Raw genomic sequence first — 22,823 nt, forward strand, 5'->3', positions numbered from 1 at the left:
CGATGGTACTGCAGGGGGGACCCTGTGGGAGAGTAGGACGCCGCCGAACAAATTGTGTGGAGAGCCCCGGACCGGGTAACGGTCCGGGGCTTTTCTGCGTTTAATGGCCGTACAGGGCAGGCGGTACCACTCACGTGGTACCGCCTGCCCTTGTTCTGTTTACAGGCGTCCTGCTGCTTTGAGGGCCAGATAGGTGTCGGCAAGCGCAGGAGCCAAGTTCTCCGGGGCAGCATCGACGACAGTGACTCCGTGGCGCTGGAGCTGTTCAGCTGTGCGGCGGCGTTGGGCCTGGGCCTGGGCGCCTGCGGCGGCCTCGTACACCGCGTCCAGAGTGCCGCGCCCGGCGGCCATCTTCGCGACATGGGGGTCCGCCACGGACGCGACGAGCACGGTGTGGCGCTTGGTGAGTTGAGGAAGCACCGGCAGTAGGCCCTCCTCGATCGGAGCAGCATCCAGGCTGGTCAGCAGGACGACCAGGGAACGGCGAGGGGCGTGCTTGAGCGCCGCCGCGCTGAGGCCCCGGGCGTCGGTCTCCACGAGTTCGGCCTCGAGTGGGGCGAACGCGTTGACCATGGAAGGAAGGACATCACTCGCCGTGCGGCCCTGGACCTGGGCGCGGACGCGGCGGTCGTACGCCAACAGGTCCACACGGTCGCCCGCGCGTGCCGCCAGTGCGGTGAGAAGGAGCGCGGCGTCCATGGACGCGTCCAGGCGCGGGACATCGCCGACACGGCCGGCCGACGTGCGGCCGGTGTCGAGGACGATGAGGATGTGACGGTCCCGTTCAGGCCGCCAGGTACGTACGGCGACGGTGGTCTGGCGGGCGGTGGCGCGCCAGTCGATGGAGCGGGTGTCGTCGCCCGGAACGTACTCGCGGAGGCTGTCGAATTCGGTGCCCTCCCCACGGGTGAGCACGCTGGTCCGCCCGTCGAGTTCGCGGAGTCGGGCGAGACGGGACGGGAGGTGCTTGCGACTCGTGAAGGGAGGCAGCACGCGCACGGTCCACGGCACGCTGTGATCGCCCTGGCGTGCGGCGAGGCCGAGTGGGCCGTAGGAACGGACGGTGACGCGCTCCGCGTGGCGGTCGCCGCGGCGGGTCGGGCGCAGGATCGTAGAGATGCGGCGGCGCTCGCCGGCGGGCACCGTGAGCGCGTGGCGGGAGGCCGCTTGCTCCGTGCCCGGGATCCAACTGCTGGGGGGCCAGGCGTCGCGCAGGTGCGCGCGTAGGCGGCGTCCGGAGGCGTTGGTGACGGTGAGTTGGACCTCCGCCGTGTCACCGAGCCGAACAGATGTGTCACCGCTTCGAGTGAATTGGAGCGTTCGTACTGGTGCTGCCATGGCGTAGTCGCACAGAATTGCTACAGAGAGCGGTGCGTTGACGGCAAGGATGCCCGCCCAGCTTGGTGCGAAGACGCCTACGGGGATGGATCCGAGGGCGGCAAGGAGAGCGGTTCTTCCGGTAAGGGCCATAGGGTCAGTGCCTCACCGGGGGACGGGGACGTGGGCGAGGATCGCGGTGATGACGGAGTCTGCGGTGACTCCTTCCATCTCCGCTTCGGGGCGCAACTGAACGCGGTGGCGGAGGGTGGGGAGGGCCAGTGCCTTCACATCGTCCGGAATGACGTAGTCCCGGCCGGTGAGCCAGGCCCAGGCTCGGGCGGTGGAGAGCAACGCGGTGGCGCCTCGGGGGGAGACGCCGAGGGTGAGTGAGGGGGATTCACGAGTGGCACGGCAGATATCGACGACGTAGCCCGCGATTTCGGGGGACACGGAGGTCTTCGCAACGGCGGCGCGGGCGGCCTCAAGGTCGGCGTGGCCTGCCACGGGGCGAATGCCGGCCGCCTTGAGATCGCGCGGATTGAAGCCCTCGGCGTGCCGGGTCAGGACGCCGATCTCGTCCTCACGTGACGGCAGCGGCACGGTCAGCTTGAGGAGGAAGCGGTCGAGCTGCGCCTCGGGGAGGGGGTAGGTGCCTTCGTATTCGACAGGGTTCTGGGTCGCGGCCACGAGGAAGGGGTCGGGGAGGGCGCGAGGCGTGCCGTCGACGGTGACCTGGCGTTCCTCCATGGCTTCGAGAAGCGAGGACTGGGTCTTCGGCGGCGTCCGGTTGATCTCGTCGGCGAGCAGCAGGTTGGTGAAGACGGGGCCGGGCTGGAAGGAGAACTCCGCGGTCCGCGCATCGTAGACCAGCGAGCCGGTGACATCGCTGGGCATGAGGTCAGGGGTGAACTGGACGCGCTTGGTGTCGAGTTCGAGGGAAGCGGCGACTGCGCGGACGAGAAGCGTTTTGGCGACGCCCGGTACACCTTCGAGCAGGACGTGTCCCCGGCAGAGAAGGGCGACGACGAGTCCGGTGACTGCGGAGTCCTGGCCGACCACGGCCTTCGCGATCTCGGTGCGCAGGGCCTCCAGGGAGGCGCGTGCGCTGTCCGAGTTCTCTGCGGTCTCGGGGGTCGGGGCGCTCATGAAGTGCGTACCTCTCTTTCGAGGGCGTCGAGTTGGTCAGCCAGGCGGATAAGAGCGGCGTCGTCGGCGGGTGCCGGGCCGAAGAGGAGGGTCCTGAGATCCCGTTCGCCGTCGGTGAGATGGGCGGAGACAGCTGGGAGCAGGGAATCGGGGGAGTGGGCGTCCTTGGGGGCGACGCCGAGCAGAGGGGCGAGTCGGATACGGGTGGCCGAGCGGAGAGTTGAGGCGGCGCGGTCGCGGGCGTCGGTCCTGCGGTAGAGGCGGGCCCTGCCTTCTGTCGACTCGGAGGCGCGGATCGCGACGGGGAGACGTTCGGTCACCAGCGGGCCGAGCCGGCGGGCTCGCCAGAGGGCAGCGAGCACCGCCGCGACTGCGAGTTGGAGGGTGCCCCATAGCCATCCCGACGGGATCAGGTCGGCGAAGCTGCCTTCGTCGCCCTCGTCCTCTTCTCGACTGCTGTCGTCGCTGCGGTCATTGGTGCCGTCAGCGACGGCTGAGGGATCACTGAGTGAAGGGAGGTACCACACGAGATGAGGCTTGGAGCCGAGGAGCTGGAGGGCGAGGGAGGCGTTGCCTTCCTTGCTGAGACGCTCGTTGTGGAGGAAATCGGGCGAGCCGAGCAGGATGACGTCGCCGTCGGAGCGCTCCTTGATCCTGAGCAGGGTGGGCAGGCCGCCGTCGAGGTAGCAGGCTTCCGCGTCGGGGAGCTGGTCGATGACGTAGCGCTCACCGCCGATCTCGGCTCGCCCAGCACGCTGGGCGGGTGCGAAAAAGCACTGCGGGTCGAGCGTGGAGACGGGCACCGGCGAATCCGCCCGTACGCCAGGGGCGAGGATGTCGAGGGAGGGCATGCCGGGGGCGAGCAGGACCGTTCGACCGCCGGATGGGACCACGGCCGTGCGGAGCGTCTCCTGCTGGTGGTCGGTCAGCAGGTCGGGGGTCACGACGAGCAGGGTGGTATCGGGGCCCGTGGCGGCGGCCGCCTCGTCGAGGGTGGTGACGACGCGCGTGGTGACGCCTTGGGATTTGAGGAGTTCAGCGACGGCGCGGCTGCCGTATCGGTCGGCGGAGCGCGGATCCAGACGCCCGTGCTGGTCCCCGGAGCGTACGGCCGCCATGGCGATCCCGGAGGCGACGAGGATGATGAGGACGAGCAGCACCCCACGGGTGCGGGTCCAGATCTGTTGGGGGGTGAGGGACGTGGAGGTACTGCTCGGGGCCCCGGTCATTCGGCTGCTCCCTGGGCCGCGGCGCTGAGGCGGGGTTTGGCGCGCTCCAGCTCGTTGTCGAGGTCTCTCAGGCGCGCGTATGTGTGCTGGTCGGCGGTGCGGCCGCCGTATGTGACGTCGTCGAAGTCGCGTGCAGCCGTCCGGAGTGCGGCGGCGTGGTCGGGGAGGGGGCGGCCGGCGTCCGCGGCTGCTTCGTCGGCGGTGCGGCCGGGGCGCGGATCCAGCAGGGCCCGTTCCTCCAAGGCGCGGACGATGGCGCGCATCCGCTCCTGGACTGCCTGGTTCCAGCGGCCCGCGGCGGCGTGCGTGTCGGCCGCGCTGCGATGTTGGGCAGCACTGTGGGGGGCGTCGTCGAAGAGGGAGTCCCCGGTGGTGGGGGTGCGACGCGGGGTGCCCAGGCGCCACCACAGGGCGGCCGCCAGGGCGACGACGATCACGGCGATCACGGCGAGACCGGCAGGTCCACCCAGGCCGGTGCCGGATGCGGAGGCGAAGAGGTCGCTGACCCACTCCCAGAAACGGTCCAGTCCGCGCTCGAGCAGGTTCGGGTCGTTCTCGTGGTACATCGGCCTGGACAGCTCACGCTCCGCGGCTTCCCGCGCGGGTACGCGCGGGGTGTCCACCGGTACGTCGTCGCTTGCGCGGATGAGCAGCCAAGCCGCGGTCGGTCCCCCCGTGATGGACACCGCATCAGCTCCTGGAGGTGTCGTCGCCCGCTGCCGGAGGACCGTAGCCGGAGATGCCGGCGGCGCGGGCCAGTTCGAGGTCGAGGGCCTCACGGCGGATGCGCTGGTCGATGTAGAGGAGGACCGTCACGCCTGCGGAGATCGGGTAGGTGATGGACGAGGCGATCACCGCGCCGATGCCCGTGATGATCAGGAACGGCCAGCCGAAGTCGGGAGTGCGGCCGGAGAGCAGTCCGCTGAAGCTTTCCCCGTCGACCGCGTAGGCGATCAGGCTGAAGGGGACGGCGATGACCATGGCCACCACGAAGGCGAGCAGGACCGTCAGCGCCAGGATGCCGAACGTCCGCCACCAGGCGCCGTTGACCAGCTTGGCGGAGCGCCGCATCGACTGCAGGACACCCTGACGCTCCAGCATCAGCGCCGGAGAGGCGAGGGCGAACCGGACCCAGAGCCAGATCGCGACGACACAGCCGGCGAGTCCGCCGAGAACGGCGAGGCCGACACCGGCGACGGAGCCCAGGAGGACACCGGGGAGGATGCCCAGGGCCATCACGCCCACGCTCAGCAGCAACAGCAGCAGCATCAGCCCCAGCAGATGGGGCAGCCGGGGTCGGGATTCGCGCCAGGCCTCGGAAAGGGTGACGGGGCGGCCCACCACCGAGCGGCTGATCACGACGGTGAGCAGAGCGGTGGTGAACAGGGTGCCGATCAGCGTGATGACCAGGGACGGCGAAAGACCGACCAGGCTCGATCGCATGGCTTCGCCGGTCTGGGCGAGGGCTTCCTCGGTGCTGGCGTCCGGGTTGATCGCCGGGGGCTTGGGTACCAGATAGCGCTGGGCCAGGATCTCTGCGATCTGGGTAATGACGGAGACCGTGACCGTTACGCCCAGGACCGTGCGCCAGTGGGCACGCAGCGTCGACACCGCGCCGTCCAGGATCTCGCCGACGCCCAGCGGACGGAGCGGGATGACTCCGGGCTTGGCCGCCGGCGGCTGTCCCCAGCCGCCGTGCTGCGGCCCGCCGGTCCAGCCCGGCTGCACCGGCGGCGGCACGGAGCCGCCGCCCGGTGCGGTCGGCGACGCCCACTGACCGGCGGGCGGTTGCTCCTTGGACCACTTCGGGCCGGGACCGGCCGCGTCGGCGGGCCGGGGCACTCCGGAGCCCTGGTCGTCGGAGGGCGCGGATCCGGGCGAAGCCCAGCCCGGAGTGTCGTTCACGGTGATCCACCTCGTGGGTTCGTCGCGGGGCCGGCTCGAGGAGCCGACGCGGTCACGGTGCCCTCCCGCATGGCACGGGGGAAGGCTGGCAGCCATCGTGCCACGCGGCGCTCGCCGGTGGGCCGGGCCCTCCATCTCCTTCGCACCTTCATTGTCGGTGCCCTAGCGGGCAGACTGGGCGGATGGCTGATCAGTACGTACAGACACCCGACGGCGACGTGCCTGCGGCGCTGCCCTCGCTGCGCTGGGACGAACCGCCGGAAGGGCCCGTACTGGCCCTTCTCGATCAGACCCGGCTGCCTTCCGAGGAGGTGGAGCTCGTCTGCACGGATGTGCCGGCGCTGGTCCGCGCGATCCAGACGCTCGCCGTGCGCGGGGCTCCGCTGCTGGGCATCGCCGGTGCATACGGCGTGGCACTGGCCGCCGCACGCGGGTACGACGTCGCAGAGGCGGCGTCCCTGCTGGAAGGCGCGCGCCCCACCGCGGTCAATCTTGGGTACGGGGTGCGGCGTGCGGCCGCCGCGTACCGGGAGGCGCTCGGCAAGGGCGCCAGTGAGCAGGAGGCGGCCGCGGCGGCGCTCACCGCGGCGCGGGAGCTGCACCGTGAGGACGCCGAGGCCAGCACCCGGATGGCGGGGCACGGGCTCGCGCTGCTCGATGAGCTGCTGCCGGGTGGCAGCCACCGGCTTCTCACGCACTGCAACACGGGACGACTGGTCTCGGGAGGGGAGGGCACGGCGTTCGCGGTGGCGCTTGCCGCTCACCGGGCGGGGAGGCTGCGCAAGCTGTGGGTGGATGAGACGCGGCCGCTGCTGCAGGGGGCGCGGCTGACCGCGTACGAGGCGGCGGGCAGCGGGATGGCCTACACCCTGCTCACGGACAACGCGGCGGGCTCACTCTTCGCGGCGGGTGAGGTCGACGCCGTCGTGATCGGGGCCGACCGGATCGCGGCGGACGGCTCGGTGGCGAACAAGGTGGGGAGCTACCCGCTGGCGGTGCTTGCCAAGTACCACCATGTGCCGTTCATTGTGGTGGCGCCCACCACCACGGTCGATCCGCAGACCGCGAACGGGGCGTCGATCGTGGTCGAACAGAGGCCGGGGCTGGAGGTGACGGAGGTACGTGGTGGGATGTCGGTGGCGCCACTGGGGACCCGCGCGTACAACCCCGCGTTCGATGTGACGCCCCCCGAACTTGTGACCGCCATCGTCACGGAGGAAGGGGCGATTTCCCCGGTCACCGGGGACGGGATCGCCGAGCTGTGTGCCAGGTCACGCCAGGTAACGATTAGCTAATGGGATGATGTCGAATATGAAGGGACGCGTCCTTGTCGTCGACGACGACACCGCACTGGCCGAGATGCTCGGGATTGTGCTGCGTGGTGAAGGGTTCGAGCCGTCGTTCGTAGCGGACGGCGACAAGGCACTTGCTGCATTCCGGGAGGCCAAGCCGGACCTGGTATTGCTGGATCTCATGCTGCCCGGACGGGACGGCATCGAGGTGTGCCGGCTCATCAGGGCCGAGTCGGGTGTGCCGATCGTCATGCTCACGGCCAAGAGCGACACCGTCGATGTGGTGGTCGGGCTGGAGTCCGGCGCCGATGACTACATCGTGAAGCCGTTCAAGCCGAAGGAGCTGGTGGCCCGGATCCGGGCGCGGCTGCGCAGGTCGGAGGAACCGGCTCCGGAGCAGCTCGCGATCGGCGATCTGGTCATCGACGTGGCCGGCCACTCCGTGAAGCGGGACGGGCAGTCGATCGCGCTGACCCCGCTCGAGTTCGATCTGCTGGTCGCGCTGGCCCGTAAGCCGTGGCAGGTGTTCACCCGCGAGGTGCTGCTGGAGCAGGTGTGGGGCTATCGCCACGCCGCTGACACCCGGCTGGTGAACGTCCATGTGCAGCGGCTGCGCTCCAAGGTCGAGAAGGACCCGGAGCGGCCGGAGATCGTGGTGACTGTCCGTGGTGTCGGTTACAAGGCCGGACCGAGCTGACATGGCTGTGGGCAGCACTGCTCCGAAGCCCGGGGGGCCGGGAGTCCGTACGGGGCGGGCTGCCGGACCTGGGCGTGGGCGCTCGCGACTCGGCCGGCTGTTTCAGGGAGGGTCTCTGATCCAGGACGGGGCACCGGGCGGACCGGTGCTCCGAATGGCCGTGCGCTGGGTCCGCCGTCCGCTGCTGTCCGCAGTGCGGCTGTGGCGGAGGAACATCCAGCTGCGGGTGGTCGCGGGCACCTTGCTCATGTCACTCGGTGTGGTGCTGCTGCTCGGAATCGTCGTCATCGGCCAGGTCCGCAATGGTCTGCTCGACGCGAAGGAACAGGCGGCGCTGAGCCAGGCCGCCGGTGGTTTCGCCGCGGCGCAGGACAAGGCGAGCGGGCCCGTCGCCATCGGCGGGCAGGATCGTGGGGCGAGGGACGGCAGGACCGGCGGGAGCTCCGTCAACTGGCGGTCCGAGCTGGTGAAGCAGCTGGCCAGTGGCGGCCAGGGGGCGTTCCACGTGGTGGCGCTCAGCCCCGACTCCGTACCCGGGAAGAACCGCTTCCCGCGCGCGTCCGGCGATGTCGACGTCGCGAGCCTCCCTGAGGCGCTGCGGGCGGCGGTCGCCCAGGGGACGGGCACGTTCCAGACGTACGTCAAGATCACGTACTCGGTTCCCAAGGAGGCGGAGGCCGGCCTGGTGGTCGGCAAGCGTCTCAACGACATCGAGGGCAACGCCTACGAGCTGTACTACCTCTTCCCGCTCACGCACGAGGAGGAGTCGCTGGCCCTGGTCAAGGGGACATTGGCGACGGCAGGGCTGTTCGTGGTCGTTCTGCTCGGGGCGATCGCGTGGCTGGTGGTACGGCAGGTCGTCACGCCCGTGCGGATGGCCGCGGGGATCGCCGAGCGGCTGTCCGCAGGGCGGCTCCAGGAGCGGATGAAGGTCACCGGTGAGGACGACATCGCCAGGCTGGGCGAGGCCTTCAACAAGATGGCGCAGAACCTCCAGCACAAGATCCAGCAGCTGGAGGAGCTCTCCAGGATGCAGCGTCGGTTCGTCTCGGACGTGTCGCACGAGCTGCGCACGCCGCTGACGACCGTACGGATGGCGGCGGACGTCATCCACGAGGCGCGGCAGGACTTCGATCCGGTCACGGCGCGCTCCGCGGAGCTGCTCGGGGACCAGCTGGACCGGTTCGAGTCGCTGCTCTCCGATCTGCTGGAGATCAGTCGGTTCGACGCGGGTGCGGCGGCGCTGGAGGCCGAGCCGATAGATCTGCGGGAGGTCGTGCGCCGGGTGATCGGCGGGGCCGAGCCGCTGGCCGAGCGGAAGGGCACCAGGATCCGGGTGGTCGGCGACGAGCAGCCCGTGGTCGCCGAGGCCGACGCCCGGCGTATCGAGCGGGTGCTGCGCAATCTGGTCGTCAACGCCGTCGAGCACGGCGAGGGGCGCGACGTCGTGGTGCGCATGGCGGCGGCCGGCGGAGCGGTCGCGGTGGCTGTGCGGGACTACGGGGTGGGGCTCAAGCCCGGAGAGGCGACCCGGGTGTTCAACCGCTTCTGGCGGGCCGACCCGGCGAGGGCGCGTACGACCGGCGGCACCGGGCTCGGCCTGTCGATCGCCGTCGAGGACGCGCGGCTGCACGGCGGCTGGCTCCAGGCCTGGGGCGAGCCGGGCGGCGGCTCGCAGTTCCGGCTGACGCTGCCGCGCACCGCCGACGAGCCGCTGCGCGGCTCACCGATACCGCTGGAGCCCGAGGACTCCCGACGGGCCCGTGAGCATGCCCTGACCGATGAGGCGCACGACAGCGCGCTGCGGCTGACGACCGTACCGGCGCAGCCCGGCGCCGACCGTTCACCCCTGCCCGCACGGCCGGGCATGCCGCCGCACGCCCACCGGTCGGCGGCGGTCAATCCCGCGGCCCTGCCCGGCAGCGGTGCCCGAGTGGTGGCGCGCCCGGTCGGGGAGCGGCCCGATGTCGGCGGGACGGCGGAAGAGATCTCTTGAGCGGGAGGACACGACTCGTGGGCGCTGAGCGTCGTCGGTACGGCCGTGGACGCGCGGTGCGGAGGTGGGCGCTGCCCACGTGCGTCGGCGTGCTGCTGACCGGGTGTGCGTCGATGCCCGACAGCGGGGACGTGGAGCAGGTGAAGGCGACCAAGGGCCCGGACTCGCAGGTGCGGGTCTACGCGATGCCACCGCGTGACGGCGCCGCTCCCGACGAGATCGTCGACGGGTTCCTGGAGGCCATGACCAGCGATGACCCGAGTTTCGCGACGGCGCGCAAGTATCTGACGCAGCGGGCGGCCGAGCAGTGGAGGCCGGAGCGGTTCACCACGGTCCTGTCGGAGGCCCCCGATCCCGGTTCCTCGGCCGTCGCGGGGCAGCACGACACCCGGAACTACCCGCTGTCGGGTGAGCTGATCGCGACGGTCGACCGGCATGCGTACAAGGCCGTCGCGCCCAGCCAGTACAGCGGGATGCTGCGTCTCGTGCGGCAGAGCGGACCCGACGGCAAGGGCAAGGAGTGGCGCATCGACGCCGCTCCCCAGGGCCTCGTGCTCGGGGAGAGCGACTTCGTGAACAACTACCGCTCGGTCAACAAGTACTACTTCGCCTCCGGGCAGCAGTCGGTGGTCGCGGACCCCGTGTACATCCGGCGGCGACAGGACCCGGTCACCCGGATGGACCCGGTCGCGCAGACCGTGTCAGCTCTGTTCGAGGGGCCGACGCACTGGCTCAAGCCGGTCGTCGACTCGCCTTTCCCCACGGGTACGGCACTGAAGGACGGCGTCACCTCCCTGACGCCCGACGACCAGAACGTGCTGAAGATCCCGCTCAACGACAAGGCGTCCAATGTGGGGCAGACAGTCTGCAAGAAGATGGCGGCGCAGCTGCTGATCACTCTGCGCGATCTGACGGCGCCCCGTGTCGAGCAGGTGGAGCTGCAGCGCGCCGACGGTTCACAGCTGTGTGCGCTCGGCGCTGACCAGGCGGAGGGCATGGAGCCGGTAGGGGCGCAGGCCAGTCCGGACAACGTGTACTTCATCGACGCCGGCGGCCGGATGGCCGTGGTGGGCGCGGTGGCCAAAACCGTGGAGAAGACCGCCGTACGCGGACCGTTCGGCAACGGTGCGCTGCACCTGGGCAGCATCGCCGTGGCGCGGGACGCCGAGCGCGCGGCGGCGGTCTCGCACGACAACAAGACGCTGCGCACCGCGTCGATCATCTCCGACGAGGCGCTGCCCGAGCCGCTCGTGGTGAGTGAGGCGAAGCTGCCCGAGGACCGGCTGTCGGCGCCCAGCTGGGACCGGCACGACCTCTGGGTGGCCGACCGTGACCCGCGCAACCCGCGGCTGCTGCGGCTGCCGGGTGGCGAGGGCGTGGCCGAGAACGTCAAGGTCGACGGGCTCGACGGAGCCCGGATCGAGTCGTTGAGAGTCTCCGCCGACGGCGTACGCATCGCTCTGCTGCTCTCGGACAAGGGCCGGAACAGCACGCTGAAGATCGGCCGGATCGAGCGGCATGTGGACGCGGTGGGGAAGACCACGGTGTCGGTGGTGGACCTGCAGTCCGCAGCGCCCCGGCTGGAGACGGTGACGGCCGTGTCCTGGGCGGGACCGAGCCGCCTCGTTGTGGTCGGCAAGGAGTCCGGCGGAGTACAGCAGGTGCGCTACATCCAGACCGACGGCTCTCTCACGCCGGCCGGTGGCCTGCCGGGTCTGAACATGGTGGCCGCGGTCGCCGCGAGCGAGGACGAGGAGCAGCCGCTGGTGGCGGTCTCCGAGGACGGGCTGGTCCGGCTCGCGCCCTCCGCGAACTGGCAGACGATGACCGAGAAGGGCTCGTCACCGGTCTACCCGGGGTAGGGCTCCGGGGCGGGCCGCCGGAGTTTTCCACAGGAGTGGCCGGGGCCCGCGCGGACCGGCACAGTAGTGGTCATGCGGGGGTGGTGGCGCGAGATCGCCGGGCTGGTGCTGCCGGTCGCCTGCGGTGGCTGCGGACTGCCTCGCACGGCGCTGTGCGAGGAGTGCGCGCGGCAGCTGGCGGGCCCCGGTCCGAGCCGGGTGCGACCGCGGCCCGAGCCCGCAGGGCTGCCCGTGGTGTTCGCCGCCGCCTGCTACGAGGACGCGGTGCGGGCGTTGCTGCTGGCGCACAAGGAGCGCGGTGCGCTGGAGCTGGCGGGACCGCTGGGCGGAGCGCTGGCGAGGGCCGTCCGGGCGGTGATGCCCGAGGCACTGGGTGGGCCCGAGCCGGTGCTGCTGATTCCCGTGCCGTCCGCGCGGCGGGCGGTGCGGGCCCGTGGGCACGACGCGACCCGCCGGGTCGCCATGGCAGCGGCGGGGGCACTGCGGCGCACGGGGACCCCCGCCACGGCTCTGCCGGTGCTGCGGCAGCGCCGAGAGGTGGCCGACCAGTCGGGCCTGACGGCCCGCCGGAGGCTGGCGAACCTGTCGGGGGCACTGGAGGTGGGGGCAGGGGCCGAGCGGCTTCTGGAGGGGCGCAGAGCGGTGCTGGTGGACGATCTGATGACGACGGGGGCCTCTCTGGTGGAGGCCGCGCGGGCACTGCGTGCCGCGGCCCCCGCGCATGGCGTCGGTCCGGTCCGCACGGCCGCTGCCGTGGTCGCCGCGCCACCGCTCTCGTTCGGAGTAATCCGGAACTGACGATGAAGTCGGATCGTTGCAGGAAGTAAGGAGGGGATGTCACCTGAACGGATGTACGCGCTGGTAGCGGGTGCCGACACCCGTCCGAGCGAGCTATGTTCGGTTGTGAGGAATGGTGAACGCTGTCCCTCGTCGAATGCATGGGCGGGTTACGGCCAGGTATTCACGAAGCAACCCAGAACCTTGAAGTTGGGTGGGTGGAGATCTTGCCCATGGGGGAGGAGGAGGTGAAAGTCGCCAAGTCCGAGGCTCCGGTGAACACCGGGGCCTGGTGCAAGAGGGAGATGCTCCGCGACGCGTGCGGAGCGATCCGGGAACGGAGTTCTGCGTGGACATCGTCGTCAAGGGCCGCAAGACCGAGGTGCCCGAGCGGTTCCGCAAGCACGTGGCCGAGAAGCTGAAGCTGGACAAGATCCAGAAGCTCGACGGCAAGGTGATCAGCCTCGACGTCGAGGTGTCCAAGGAGCACAACCCGCGGCAGGCCGACCGTTCCGACCGCGTGGAGATCACTCTTACTTCACGGGGCCCGGTGATCCGGGCGGAAGCGGCGGCCGGCGACCCGTACGCAGCACTCGACCTCGCCACGGCGAAGCTGGAAGCTCGGCTGCGCAAGCAGCACGACAAGCGCCACACCCGCCGGGGCAACGGTCGGCTGTCGGCAGCGGAGGTCGCCGATGTCGTTCCTGGCGTCGCCCAGTTGAACCACAGCGGTGAGCCCATCTCCGAGGAAGCCTCGGAATCCATTCCCACCACCAGGATCGGCTCGCTCGAAGTGCAGGGCGAAGGGCCGCTGGTGGTCCGCGAGAAGAACCACGTCGCCGCCCCGATGACGCTCGACCAGGCCCTCTACGAAATGGAGCTGGTCGGGCACGACTTCTATCTGTTCGTCGACTCCGAAACCAAGGAGCCCAGTGTCGTCTACCGGCGGCACGCCTACGACTACGGCGTCATCCACCTGACGACCGACCCGCTCGCCGCGAGCGAGTCGGGCGGCGCCGGTGGTGCGCTCGGCGGCTGATCCCGTCCTCCGGAGGTGCCCCTGGGGGCGCGCACGGCGCTCCAGGGGCACCTCCGTGCCACCACGGGATCACCGCGTCGCCGTGCGGGCATGAAATCATGGCGATCCGAGCCAACCGGTGCGCTGTGGACTGCGGTTGGCAGACCGCAGATGAACTCGGGCCATGGCCTTCAGGGGGAGGAACGATGGCGGACAGCTTCGGGCCGGTGCAGGACACGGCCGACGCTGGAAGCGCGGGCAGTACGGACGGCGCGCGGGCGGATGTGTCGCGCATGGAGCCGATCCGGGTGCTTGTGGTGGACGACCATGCGCTTTTCCGCCGTGGACTGGAGATCGTCCTCGCCCAGGAGGAGGACATTCAGGTCGTCGGCGAGGCCGGGGACGGGGCGGAGGCGGTCGACAAGGCGGCGGACCTGCTGCCGGACATCGTGCTCATGGACGTACGCATGCCGAAGCGGGGCGGGATCGAGGCCTGCACCTCGATCAAGGAGGTGGCTCCCAGCGCGAAGATCATCATGCTGACGATCAGCGACGAGGAGGCGGACCTCTATGACGCGATCAAGGCGGGAGCCACCGGCTATCTCCTCAAGGAGATCTCCACGGACGAGGTGGCCACCGCGATCCGGGCCGTGGCCGACGGCCAGTCGCAGATCAGCCCGTCGATGGCGTCGAAGCTGCTCACCGAATTCAAGTCGATGATCCAGCGCACCGACGAGCGGCGACTGGTGCCGGCTCCCCGGCTGACCGACCGGGAGCTGGAGGTCCTCAAGCTCGTGGCGACGGGGATGAACAACCGAGACATCGCCAAGGAGCTGTTCATCTCCGAGAACACGGTGAAGAACCACGTGCGCAACATCCTGGAGAAGCTCCAGCTCCACTCCAGGATGGAGGCCGTGGTGTACGCGATGAGGGAGAAGATCCTCGAGATCCGGTAGTGGGCCGTTCCCGGCGATCCGGCGTGCCGGCCGGATGGTCGGATCTGTCGGCCGGTTCGACCCGTCACCGGGTCGGACCTGTCACCCGGTCGGACGTGTCAGCTGACAGCCGCCGTCAGCGGCGCCGCCAGCTCCGGAGCGTCGACCCGTTCCACGCGCACCGAGTCGCAGCCCACCCACTCGGCCGCCTCCAGCAGGGCCTGGGCCATGGGGCGCACCGCCTTCGGGGAGTCCAGGGAGACCTGCCTGGCCACCAGCGTCGTGCCCTCGCGAGCCGGGTCGACGCGACCCAGCAGCCGGCCGCCCGACAGCAACGGCATCGCGAAGTAGCCGTGCACCCGCTTCGGCTTGGGGACGTACGCCTCCAGGCGGTGGGTGAACCCGAATATCCGCTCGGTGCGCGCCCGCTCCCAGATCAGCGAGTCGAACGGCGACAGAAGCGTCGTACGGTGCCGACCGCGCGGCTCGCTCGCCAGGGCCTCCGGATCCGCCCAGGCCGGCTTGGACCAGCCCTCTACCGCCACGGGCACCAGTCCGGAGTCGGCGACCACCGCGTCGAACTGCTCGCCCTTGAGCCGGTGGTAGTCCGCGATGTCCGCGCGCGTGCCCACCCCCAGGGCCTGTCCGGCCAGCCGCACCAGCCTGCGCACGCACTCCCGGTCGTCCAGCTCGTTGTGCAGGAACGGGTCGGGGATCGCGCGCTCGGCCAGGTCGTAGACCCGCTTCCAGCCCCGCCGGTCGGTGCACACCACCTCGCCGTACATCAGTGCCCGCTCGACGGCGACCTTCGCCTCGGACCAGTCCCACCACTCGCCGCCGTTCTTCGCGCCGCCCAACTCGGTGGCGGTCAGCGGCCCCTCCGCCCGCAGCTGCTTGATCACCGCGTGGTACGCGCCGTCCGGGAGGTCGTGGTACCACTGCGGGCGGGAGCGGTAGGCGCGACGGCGGAAGGCGAAGTGCGGCCACTCCTCGACGGGGAGGATGCAGGCGGCGTGCGACCAGTACTCGAACGCGCTGGGTCGTGCCGCGGGCGCGCCGTCGGACGCGGTGGTCCAGTACGCGTCCTCGACGGTCTTGCGGCCGACCGCGCCCAGCCGGGCGTACGGAATCAGCTCGTGCGAGCGCGCCAGCACCGAGATCGTGTCCAGCTGGACGGCGCCGAGGTGGCGCAGCACCCCGCGCACGCCGCCGCGGCGGTCCGGGGCGCCGAGGAGTCCCTGGGCGCGCAGGGCTATGCGGCGGGCCTCATCGGCGGACAGTTCGGCAGCGGCGGGCGGCGCAGTCGTCATGTCCCGCACGATAGACGGCGCCACTGACAGTCAGGCCCTGTCGGCCGGAAGGTACGGGTACGTCCCCGGCAGGCCCAGGTCCGTGGGCAGCAGTGAGCCGATCCACGCGTCGCGGGCGCCGGCGCCGCGCAGGAGCGCACCGCGCAGCGTGCCCTCCATCGCGAAGCCCGCCTTCTCGGCGACCGCGCGGGATCCCTCGTTGCCCACTTCGGCCCGCCACTCCAGCCGTACGGCGCCCAGCTCCTCGAAGGTCCAGCGGGCCAGGCGGCGCACCGCCTCGGTCATATAGCCGCGACCGCGGTACTCCTTCGCCGTCCAGAACCCGACTTCCCAGGTGCCCATCTCGCCACGCCGGGTGACGGCCGTCGACGCGACGAGCTCACCGCTGTCGGGCAGGCAGACCGCGAACGTGAACACCGTCCCGTTGAACCAGCCGTTCGGGACCAGATGCCCGACGAAGCCCTCCGCGTGCGAGCGCAGGTACGGGGAGGGCACGAGGGTCCATCGCTGGATGTCGGGGTCCTGACACGCGGCGAACACGGCCTTGGCGTCCGTACGAGCGAACGTCCGCAGTCGCAGCCGCTCGGTGGTGAGGGTGATGGGCTCCATGACGGGATTCTCGTCCGGTCACGGTGCGTCGGCGAACACTTTTCGGGATCAGCGGCACCTTCCGTGCGTGCCGTGCGTTGTCCCTTGAGGGCGACAGTGGGCCGCGGCATCGGCGGTGTATACCGGCGGACCTCCCGGCGTGACGGGGTCCTCGCTTACGATGGCCGTTGCGGTGGGGTCCACCTGCCGTGCCCGCGCCAGTGTCCATCACACGACCCAGTGCCAGGCCCGACCGGCAAGGAGACCAGCCTCAGTGTCCGTCTTCAACAAGCTCATGCGTGCAGGCGAAGGCAAGATCCTGCGCAAACTGCACCGCATCGCGGACCAGGTCAACTCCCTCGAAGAGGACTTCGTCAACCTCTCCGACGCCGAGTTGCGGGCGCTCACCGATGAGTACAAGCAGCGCTACGCCGACGGTGAGAGCCTCGACGACCTGCTGCCCGAGGCCTTCGCGACCGTCCGCGAAGCCGCCAAGCGGGTACTCGGCCAGCGCCACTACGACGTCCAGCTGATGGGCGGCGCCGCGCTGCACCTCGGCTATGTCGCCGAGATGAAGACCGGTGAGGGCAAGACCCTCGTCGGCACCCTGCCTACGTATCTGAACGCGCTGTCCGGCAAGGGCGTCCACCTGATCACGGTCAACGACTACCTCGCGGAGCGCGACTCCGAGCTCATGGGCCGGGTCCACAAGTTCCTGGGCCTGACCGTCGGCTGCATTCTGGCCAACATGACCCCGGCGCAGCGCCGCGAGCAGTACGGCTGCGACATCACCTACGGCACGAACAACGAGTTCGGCTTCGACTACCTGCGCGACAACATGGCGTGGTCGAAGGACGAGCTGGTTCAGCGCGGCCACAACTTCGCCGTGGTCGACGAGGTCGACTCGATCCTCGTCGACGAGGCCCGTACGCCGCTGATCATCTCCGGCCCGGCCGACCAGGCCACCAAGTGGTACGGCGACTTCGCCAAGCTGGTCACACGCCTCACCAAGGGTGAGGCGGGCAACACGCTCAAGGGCATCGAGGAGACCGGCGACTACGAGGTCGACGAGAAGAAGCGGACCGTCGCCATCCACGAGGCGGGTGTCGCGAAGGTCGAGGACTGGCTGGGCATCGACAACCTCTACGAGTCGGTGAACACCCCGCTCGTGGGTTACCTGAACAACGCCATCAAGGCCAAGGAACTGTTCAAGAAGGACAAGGACTACGTCGTCATCGACGGCGAAGTCATGATCGTCGACGAGCACACCGGCCGTATCCTCGCCGGCCGCCGCTACAACGAGGGCATGCACCAGGCGATCGAGGCGAAGGAAGGGGTGGACATCAAGGACGAGAACCAGACACTCGCCACGATCACCCTGCAGAACTTCTTCCGCCTCTACGGCAAGCTCTCCGGAATGACCGGTACGGCCATGACGGAGGCCGCCGAGTTCCACCAGATCTACAAGCTGGGCGTCGTCCCGATCCCCACGAACCGGCCGATGGTCCGCAAGGACCAGTCGGACCTGATCTACCGCACCGAGGTCGCCAAGTTCGCGGCGGTCGTCGACGACATCGCGGAGAAGCACGAGAAGGGCCAGCCGATCCTCGTCGGTACGACGTCGGTCGAGAAGTCCGAGTACCTGTCGCAGCAGCTGAACAAGCGCGGCATCCAGCACGAGGTCCTCAACGCCAAGCAGCACGACCGTGAGGCCGTCATCGTTGCCCAGGCGGGCCGCAAGGGCGCCGTCACGGTCGCGACGAACATGGCGGGCCGCGGTACCGACATCAAGCTCGGCGGCAACCCCGACGACCTCGCCGAGGCGGAGCTGCGCCAGCGGGGCCTGGACCCGGTCGAGCACGTCGAGGAGTGGGCGGCCGCGCTGCCGGAGGCGCTGGAGCGCGCCGAGGCGGCCGTGAAGGCCGAGTTCGAGGAGGTCAAGGACCTCGGCGGGCTGTACGTGCTGGGCACCGAGCGCCACGAGTCGCGGCGTATCGACAACCAGCTGCGCGGTCGTTCCGGCCGTCAGGGCGACCCGGGCGAGTCCCGCTTCTACCTGTCGCTCGGCGACGACCTGATGAGGCTGTTCAAGGCGCAGATGGTCGAGCGGGTCATGGCCATGGCGAACGTCCCGGACGACGTCCCGATCGAGAACAAGATGGTCACGCGGGCCATCGCCTCCGCCCAGTCGCAGGTCGAGCAGCAGAACTTCGAGACGCGTAAGAACGTCCTGAAGTACGACGAGGTGCTCAACCGCCAGCGCGAGGTCATCTACGGCGAGCGGCGCCGGGTCCTGGAGGGCGAGGACCTGCACGAGCAGGTGCGCCACTTCATGGACGACACGATCGACGCGTACATCCAGGCGGAGACCGTCGAGGGCTTCGCGGAGGAGTGGGACCTCGAGCGGCTGTGGGGCGCGTTCAAGCAGCTCTACCCGGTCAAGGCCACCATCGATGAGCTGGAGGAGGCGGCGGGCGACCGCGCCGGGATCACGGCCGAGTTCATCGCCGAGTCCATCAAGGACGACATCCACCAGCAGTACGACGAGCGTGAGAAGCAGCTCGGCTCGGACATCATGCGTGAGCTTGAGCGGCGCGTGGTGCTGTCCGTGCTGGACCGCAAGTGGCGCGAGCACCTCTACGAGATGGACTACCTCCAGGAGGGCATCGGCCTGCGGGCGATGGCCCAGAAGGACCCGCTCGTGGAGTACCAGCGCGAGGGCTTCGACATGTTCACCGCGATGATGGAGGGCATCAAGGAGGAGTCCGTCGGCTACCTGTTCAACCTGGAGGTCCAGGTCGAGCAGCAGGTCGAGGAGATCCCTGTCCAGGACGCGGCCGAGAAGACCTCGCTGCAGAAGGAGGACGCGGTGCCGGCGGGTGCCGCGCGCCCGGAGATCCGCGCGAAGGGGCTGGACGCGCCGCAGCGGCCGGACCGGCTGCACTTCTCGGCACCCAAGGTGGACGGCGACGGCGGGATCGTCGAGGGCGACTTCGTCAGTGACGACGGGGAGTCGCGGGCGTCCGGGGCGGACGGGATGACGCGGGCGGAGCGGCGCAAGGCGCAGAAGAGTACGGGTGGGCGGCGGCGCAAGAAGTAGCCGCGGCGGGCCGCGTGGCCGCTGCGTGGCGCGTGAGCTGATGACCGTGGGGCCGGGCACCGGGAGGTGCGCCGGCCCCACGGGCGTGTGTGGGGGTGGTGGGGGCGTGGGCGCCTGCGGCGGGCCCACGCGGCGGAGCCGCATATCGGATACAGCCCCCGCCCCGCCCCTTCCCGGCTGTGTCGATTTGCGGCTCCGCCGCGTGGGGGGCTCCGCCCCAGACCCCGTTTACGGGGCTCCGCCCCCGGACCCCCGCCGGGGCGCTGCCCCGGACCCCGCGCCTCAAACGCCGGCGGGGCTGAAGGTGCGCCTCGAACGCCGGCGGGGCTGAGGGGGCGCCTCAAGCACGCCGGCGGGGCTGAGGGGGCGCCTCAAGCACGCCGGCGGGGCTGAGGGGGCGTCTCAAGCGCCCGTGCGGCTGGAGTGCGCCTCGAAACGTCGGCGGGGCTCTGCAGGCGGGCTTGGCGGTCATGCGTCCACCAAGATGCGTTCGCCGCCCAGTTCCACGGCCGCGCAGCGCCAGCGGAGGTCGGCGCCCTGTTCCAGGCGGAAGGCCATGGCGCGGACCTGGTCGCCGGCGGCGATGCGGGCGAAGGCCTCGATGACGCCGGGACGGGGGACGTACTGGTCGCAGTGGCGTACGACGGGACGCAGACCGTTCGTACGCAACGGGGTGCCGGGCGCGAGGTGGACGAGGTGTTCGTACGCGTCACCGATGGTGTGGCCGAGCATCCAGTGGACCGGGCGGGTGCCGCTGAGCACCGAGAGGAGGCGCTCGGCGAACCAGTAGCGGGGGAGCCGGGAGCGGCCTCCGGCGGGCGGTGCGGTGCGGTGGGGTCCGCGGGCGGGCCCGCGGCTGTCGCGGCGGCCCCCGGGCCTGGTCCTGGCCGTTGCGTTGTCCATGGCTGTCACCCTCCGATACCCACAAGTAACTTTTGGTGGGGATCTTGTACGGGGCGAGCGGAGGGGGCCGCAAGAGCCGCCGGAGCCTGCGGCGGCGGCCCTCGAAGATCACCTATCCGGGTGGCCCGAGGCCCGTCAGGGCTCGCGGGACGGGGGCGAGAAGGGCTCCGTGTGTACGCCGCGGGGCGTGGACACGGGCACCCCGAAAGGGGACTCCCCACGTATCCTTAGGTGTTCACCCGACGACGAAAGCGGCCAGTCATGCGCGTCTACGTACCCCTGACCCTTCCCGGTCTCGCAGAGGCGCACAAGGCGGGCGAACTGGGCCCCGGCCCGCTGACCGCCTACGCGGTGACGCCGGCGCTGCGCGAGTGGTACGTCTCCGACGACATCGAGGAGCTCGAGTACGCCGCCCTCAGCAGGGCCGCGGCGGCGTCACTGCGGTTGCTCGCCGGGGACCCCGGGGCGGTGCGGCGGCGGGTCGTCGTCGCCGTCGACGTACCGGACGGGGCCGCGACCGCCGACCCCGGGCAGGGGCTCGGGTCCGCGTCGCTCGGCGAGGTGCGGATCGCGTCCGCGGTGCCGCTGGCAAAGGCGGCGTCGGTGCACGTGGACTCCGGGGAGGCGGAGGGCGATGTGGCCGCGGCGGCGGACGCGCTGGGCGCGGCGGACCACGGGGACGACGACGCGCAGTTCGTGGTGGACGGCGCCGAGGACCATGAGCTGCTCTGGTACGGGGTCCAGGAGATTCCCGGCCTCGTCGGCTGAGGCGACGACCGGCTCGTTGTCGCACCCGGCCGGTACCGTTGCTTGGCATGGGGAAACACAGCGCGCATCTGGTCTGGGACTGGAACGGCACACTGCTCGATGACATCCACGCGGTCATCGAGGCGACGAACGCGTCGTTCGCGGAGATAGGCCTGGATTCGATCACGCTCGAGCGGTATCGGGAGCTGTACTGCGTGCCCGTGCCGCTGTTCTACGAGCGGCTCATGGGCCGGCTGCCCACGGACGAGGAGTGGGCGGTCATGGACGCGGTGTTCCACAAGCACTACTGGGTGCGGGCCGACGGGTGCGGGCTCACCGCGGGCGCGGCGGAGTTGCTCGCCGCGAGGCAGGCGTCGGGGAGTACGCAGTCGCTGCTGTCGCTGGCCCCGCACGACCGGCTGATACCGATCGTGCGGCGGCACGGCATCGAGGAACGCTTCGTGCGGGTCGACGGCCGGATCGGCGCGTCGCACGCGGGGAAGACGGAGCACATGGTGCGCCATCTCGCCGCGCTGGAGGGTGTCCCGGCCGAGCGGATCGTGGTGATCGGCGACGCGGTGGACGACGCGGTGGCCGCGGCGCACGTGGGGGCGAAGGCGGTGCTCTACACCGGGGGCTCGCACAGCAGGGCGAGCCTGGCGTCGGCGGGGGTGCCGGTGGTCGACACCCTGGCGGAGGCGGTCGCGGTCGCGGAGGAGCTGGCCGCGTAGGCCCTGCCGGGCGTGGGCGTGGGCGTGGGCGTGGGTGCGGGTGCGGGTGCGGGGTGGCCCGGCGCGGGTCGCCGCGCCACCCGAGCCCGGCAGGCTTCGAGGACGGGCACACGGGTCGGGTGGACGGCGGCGGCAAGCTGTCCGGCCGCTCAAGAGCCCCGCACTCGTCATGTGGGCCGGTGTGTCCGTCCTCAAGCGCCGGACGGGCTGGAACGGCGCCGCACTCGTCATGTGGGCCGGTGTTCCGTTCTCAAACGCCGGACGGGCTGGAAGGGCGCCGCCCGCCCGCAACGGTCCAACGGGCCGGGTGGGGGCGGACCCCGGCGGGCGTCAGGTCAGCGGGGCCTTTGCCCGCAGGACCTTGAGGAACTCGCGCATCCACGCCGAGTGGTCCGGCCAGGCGCGGGAGGAGACCAGGGTGCCGTCGACGACTGCTTCGGTGTCCTGGAAGGTGGCGCCGGCCGCCTGCATGTCGAGTTCGAGGGCGGGGTACGCCGTGACGCGGCGGCCGGTGAGGCTGTTGGTCGCGGCCGTCAGGAGGGGGCCGTGGCAGATCTGGGCCACGGGCTTGTCCGCGTCGAAGAAGGACTTGAGGATCTTGCGGAGCTCGGGGTCGTTGCGGAGGTACTCGGGGGCACGGCCGCCCGGGATGACGACGGCCGCGTAGGCACCCGGGTCGACCTCCGAGAAGGCCAGGTCGGCGGGCCAGGTGTAGCCGGGCTTCTCCGTGTACGTGTCGAAACCGGGCTCGAAGTCGTGCACCACGAACTGGAGCTTCTTACGGGCGGGGGCCGCGATGTGGACCTCGTAACCCTCCTCCCGGAGTCGCTGGTAGGGGTACAGGACCTCGAGGGACTCGGCCGCGTCGCCGGTGACGATCAGGATCTGCACAGTCATGGCTACTGCTCCCCGGTGGAGTGGAGAAAAGCGGAGTGGCGATCTGTGGGTGGCGATCTATGGGGTGGAGATCTATGGAGTGGCGATATGTCGTCGTTCTGGCGGAACATGGTGTTTTGGGGTACGGAGTCAACCTGCCTCTGCCGAGGCCGTTTGCCAAGAGGCCATATGTCGCTGTCCAGAGTGTCAAACTTCAGGCCCCTCTTTTGTACACATACGGCTCATGACGGGTCAGGGGGGCGGAGCGATAGCCTTGACCCGTGATCAGCGCGATATGTCGCGGGGGCAGCGAAGCCCCCGGCCTGCGCCCGGAACGCCATGGCGGCCGGGTGCGAGCTGATCTTCCCTGCGGACCCCATGGACATCGTGG

Annotated in this window: 18 protein-coding genes and 1 pseudogene; 10 read left to right on the forward strand and 9 right to left on the reverse strand. The window is 70.4% G+C overall.

Annotated elements, in window-relative coordinates:
- Nucleotides 1-159: 159 nt before the first annotated feature.
- From ABT342_RS22400 to ABT342_RS22420, 5 genes are read right to left on the reverse strand one after another with little or no spacing between them, the layout of a single operon-like run.
- Nucleotides 160-1,470, reverse strand: a complete 1,311-nt coding sequence (locus ABT342_RS22400; RefSeq protein WP_351576554.1) for a DUF58 domain-containing protein — start codon at nucleotides 1,468-1,470, stop codon at nucleotides 160-162.
- A gap of 12 nt (nucleotides 1,471-1,482) precedes the next feature.
- Nucleotides 1,483-2,466 (reverse strand): AAA family ATPase, encoded by a 984-nt coding sequence (locus ABT342_RS22405; protein WP_351576557.1) that lies wholly within the window; start codon nucleotides 2,464-2,466, stop codon nucleotides 1,483-1,485.
- On the reverse strand, nucleotides 2,463-3,695 hold the full coding sequence (locus ABT342_RS22410) for a DUF4350 domain-containing protein (RefSeq protein WP_351576560.1): 1,233 nt from the start codon (nucleotides 3,693-3,695) through the stop codon (nucleotides 2,463-2,465). Before ABT342_RS22410 ends, ABT342_RS22405 begins: the two co-directional genes overlap by 4 nt.
- The gene (locus tag ABT342_RS22415; RefSeq protein WP_351576563.1) at nucleotides 3,692-4,381 is read right to left on the reverse strand and encodes a DUF4129 domain-containing protein; all 690 of its coding nucleotides are present in this window, start codon (nucleotides 4,379-4,381) and stop codon (nucleotides 3,692-3,694) included. The genes ABT342_RS22410 and ABT342_RS22415 overlap by 4 nt, the downstream gene beginning before the upstream one ends.
- Before the next feature lie 4 nt (nucleotides 4,382-4,385).
- Nucleotides 4,386-5,600: a DUF7847 domain-containing protein gene (locus tag ABT342_RS22420; protein WP_351576566.1), complete on the reverse strand. Its 1,215-nt coding sequence runs from the start codon at nucleotides 5,598-5,600 to the stop codon at nucleotides 4,386-4,388.
- A 182-nt stretch (nucleotides 5,601-5,782) separates the two neighbouring features.
- On the opposite strand from ABT342_RS22420, the gene mtnA reads away from it, so the two are divergent.
- The 7 genes and pseudogenes from mtnA to ABT342_RS22455 all read left to right on the forward strand — a co-directional run bounded on the left by mtnA (nucleotide 5,783) and on the right by ABT342_RS22455 (nucleotide 14,198).
- Complete coding sequence (mtnA, locus tag ABT342_RS22425) at nucleotides 5,783-6,895, forward strand: S-methyl-5-thioribose-1-phosphate isomerase (RefSeq protein ID WP_351576569.1); 1,113 nt, start codon at nucleotides 5,783-5,785, stop codon at nucleotides 6,893-6,895.
- Between the two features lie 4 nt (nucleotides 6,896-6,899).
- A complete protein-coding gene (mtrA, locus tag ABT342_RS22430) occupies nucleotides 6,900-7,589 on the forward strand; it encodes a two-component system response regulator MtrA (protein ID WP_351232597.1) in 690 nt (229 codons plus the stop codon).
- 1 nt (nucleotide 7,590) lies between these two features.
- Nucleotides 7,591-9,613 (forward strand): annotated as a pseudogene (gene mtrB / locus ABT342_RS22435) (MtrAB system histidine kinase MtrB).
- Nucleotides 9,603-11,447 carry an LpqB family beta-propeller domain-containing protein gene (locus ABT342_RS22440; protein WP_351576574.1) on the forward strand — a complete coding sequence of 615 codons (1,845 nt, stop codon included), beginning with the start codon at nucleotides 9,603-9,605 and terminating at the stop codon, nucleotides 11,445-11,447. The pseudogene mtrB and the gene ABT342_RS22440 overlap by 11 nt, the downstream one beginning before the upstream one ends.
- Before the next feature lie 72 nt (nucleotides 11,448-11,519).
- The gene (locus ABT342_RS22445; RefSeq protein WP_351576577.1) at nucleotides 11,520-12,245 is read left to right on the forward strand and encodes a ComF family protein; all 726 of its coding nucleotides are present in this window, start codon (nucleotides 11,520-11,522) and stop codon (nucleotides 12,243-12,245) included.
- 328 nt (nucleotides 12,246-12,573) lie between these two features.
- Nucleotides 12,574-13,263 carry a ribosome hibernation-promoting factor, HPF/YfiA family gene (hpf, locus tag ABT342_RS22450; RefSeq protein ID WP_351576580.1) on the forward strand — a complete coding sequence of 230 codons (690 nt, stop codon included), beginning with the start codon at nucleotides 12,574-12,576 and terminating at the stop codon, nucleotides 13,261-13,263.
- A 185-nt stretch (nucleotides 13,264-13,448) separates the two neighbouring features.
- Entirely contained in the window at nucleotides 13,449-14,198 is a 750-nt protein-coding gene (locus ABT342_RS22455; RefSeq protein ID WP_351576583.1) for a response regulator, read from the forward strand.
- Nucleotides 14,199-14,296: 98 nt separating this feature from the next.
- On the opposite strand, the gene ABT342_RS22460 is transcribed toward ABT342_RS22455, so the two are convergent.
- Entirely contained in the window at nucleotides 14,297-15,487 is a 1,191-nt protein-coding gene (locus ABT342_RS22460) for a winged helix-turn-helix domain-containing protein (protein ID WP_351576586.1), read from the reverse strand.
- A gap of 30 nt (nucleotides 15,488-15,517) precedes the next feature.
- Entirely contained in the window at nucleotides 15,518-16,096 is a 579-nt protein-coding gene (locus ABT342_RS22465) for a GNAT family N-acetyltransferase (RefSeq protein WP_351576589.1), read from the reverse strand.
- Nucleotides 16,097-16,349: 253 nt separating this feature from the next.
- Between ABT342_RS22465 and secA the strand changes: the two genes are divergently transcribed.
- On the forward strand, nucleotides 16,350-19,175 hold the full coding sequence (gene secA / locus ABT342_RS22470) for a preprotein translocase subunit SecA (RefSeq protein WP_351576592.1): 2,826 nt from the start codon (nucleotides 16,350-16,352) through the stop codon (nucleotides 19,173-19,175).
- A 468-nt stretch (nucleotides 19,176-19,643) separates the two neighbouring features.
- Here secA and ABT342_RS22475 read toward each other — a convergent pair whose 3' ends face one another.
- A complete protein-coding gene (locus tag ABT342_RS22475) occupies nucleotides 19,644-20,078 on the reverse strand; it encodes an Rv3235 family protein (RefSeq protein ID WP_351576595.1) in 435 nt (144 codons plus the stop codon).
- A gap of 261 nt (nucleotides 20,079-20,339) precedes the next feature.
- Here ABT342_RS22475 and ABT342_RS22480 point away from each other — a divergent pair, with 261 nt between their 5' ends.
- Entirely contained in the window at nucleotides 20,340-20,846 is a 507-nt protein-coding gene (locus ABT342_RS22480; protein WP_351576598.1) for a DUF6912 family protein, read from the forward strand.
- 47 nt (nucleotides 20,847-20,893) lie between these two features.
- Nucleotides 20,894-21,556, forward strand: coding sequence for an HAD family hydrolase (locus ABT342_RS22485; RefSeq protein WP_351576601.1), 663 nt, complete (start codon nucleotides 20,894-20,896; stop codon nucleotides 21,554-21,556).
- A gap of 330 nt (nucleotides 21,557-21,886) precedes the next feature.
- Here the strand turns inward: ABT342_RS22485 and ABT342_RS22490 are convergent, their stop codons facing one another.
- Complete coding sequence (locus ABT342_RS22490) at nucleotides 21,887-22,453, reverse strand: DJ-1/PfpI family protein (RefSeq protein WP_351576605.1); 567 nt, start codon at nucleotides 22,451-22,453, stop codon at nucleotides 21,887-21,889.
- Nucleotides 22,454-22,823: the final 370 nt, after the last annotated feature.

The sequence above is a fragment of the Streptomyces sp. NPDC000410 genome (assembly GCF_040300305.1).
Classification (GTDB): domain Bacteria; phylum Actinomycetota; class Actinomycetes; order Streptomycetales; family Streptomycetaceae; genus Streptomyces.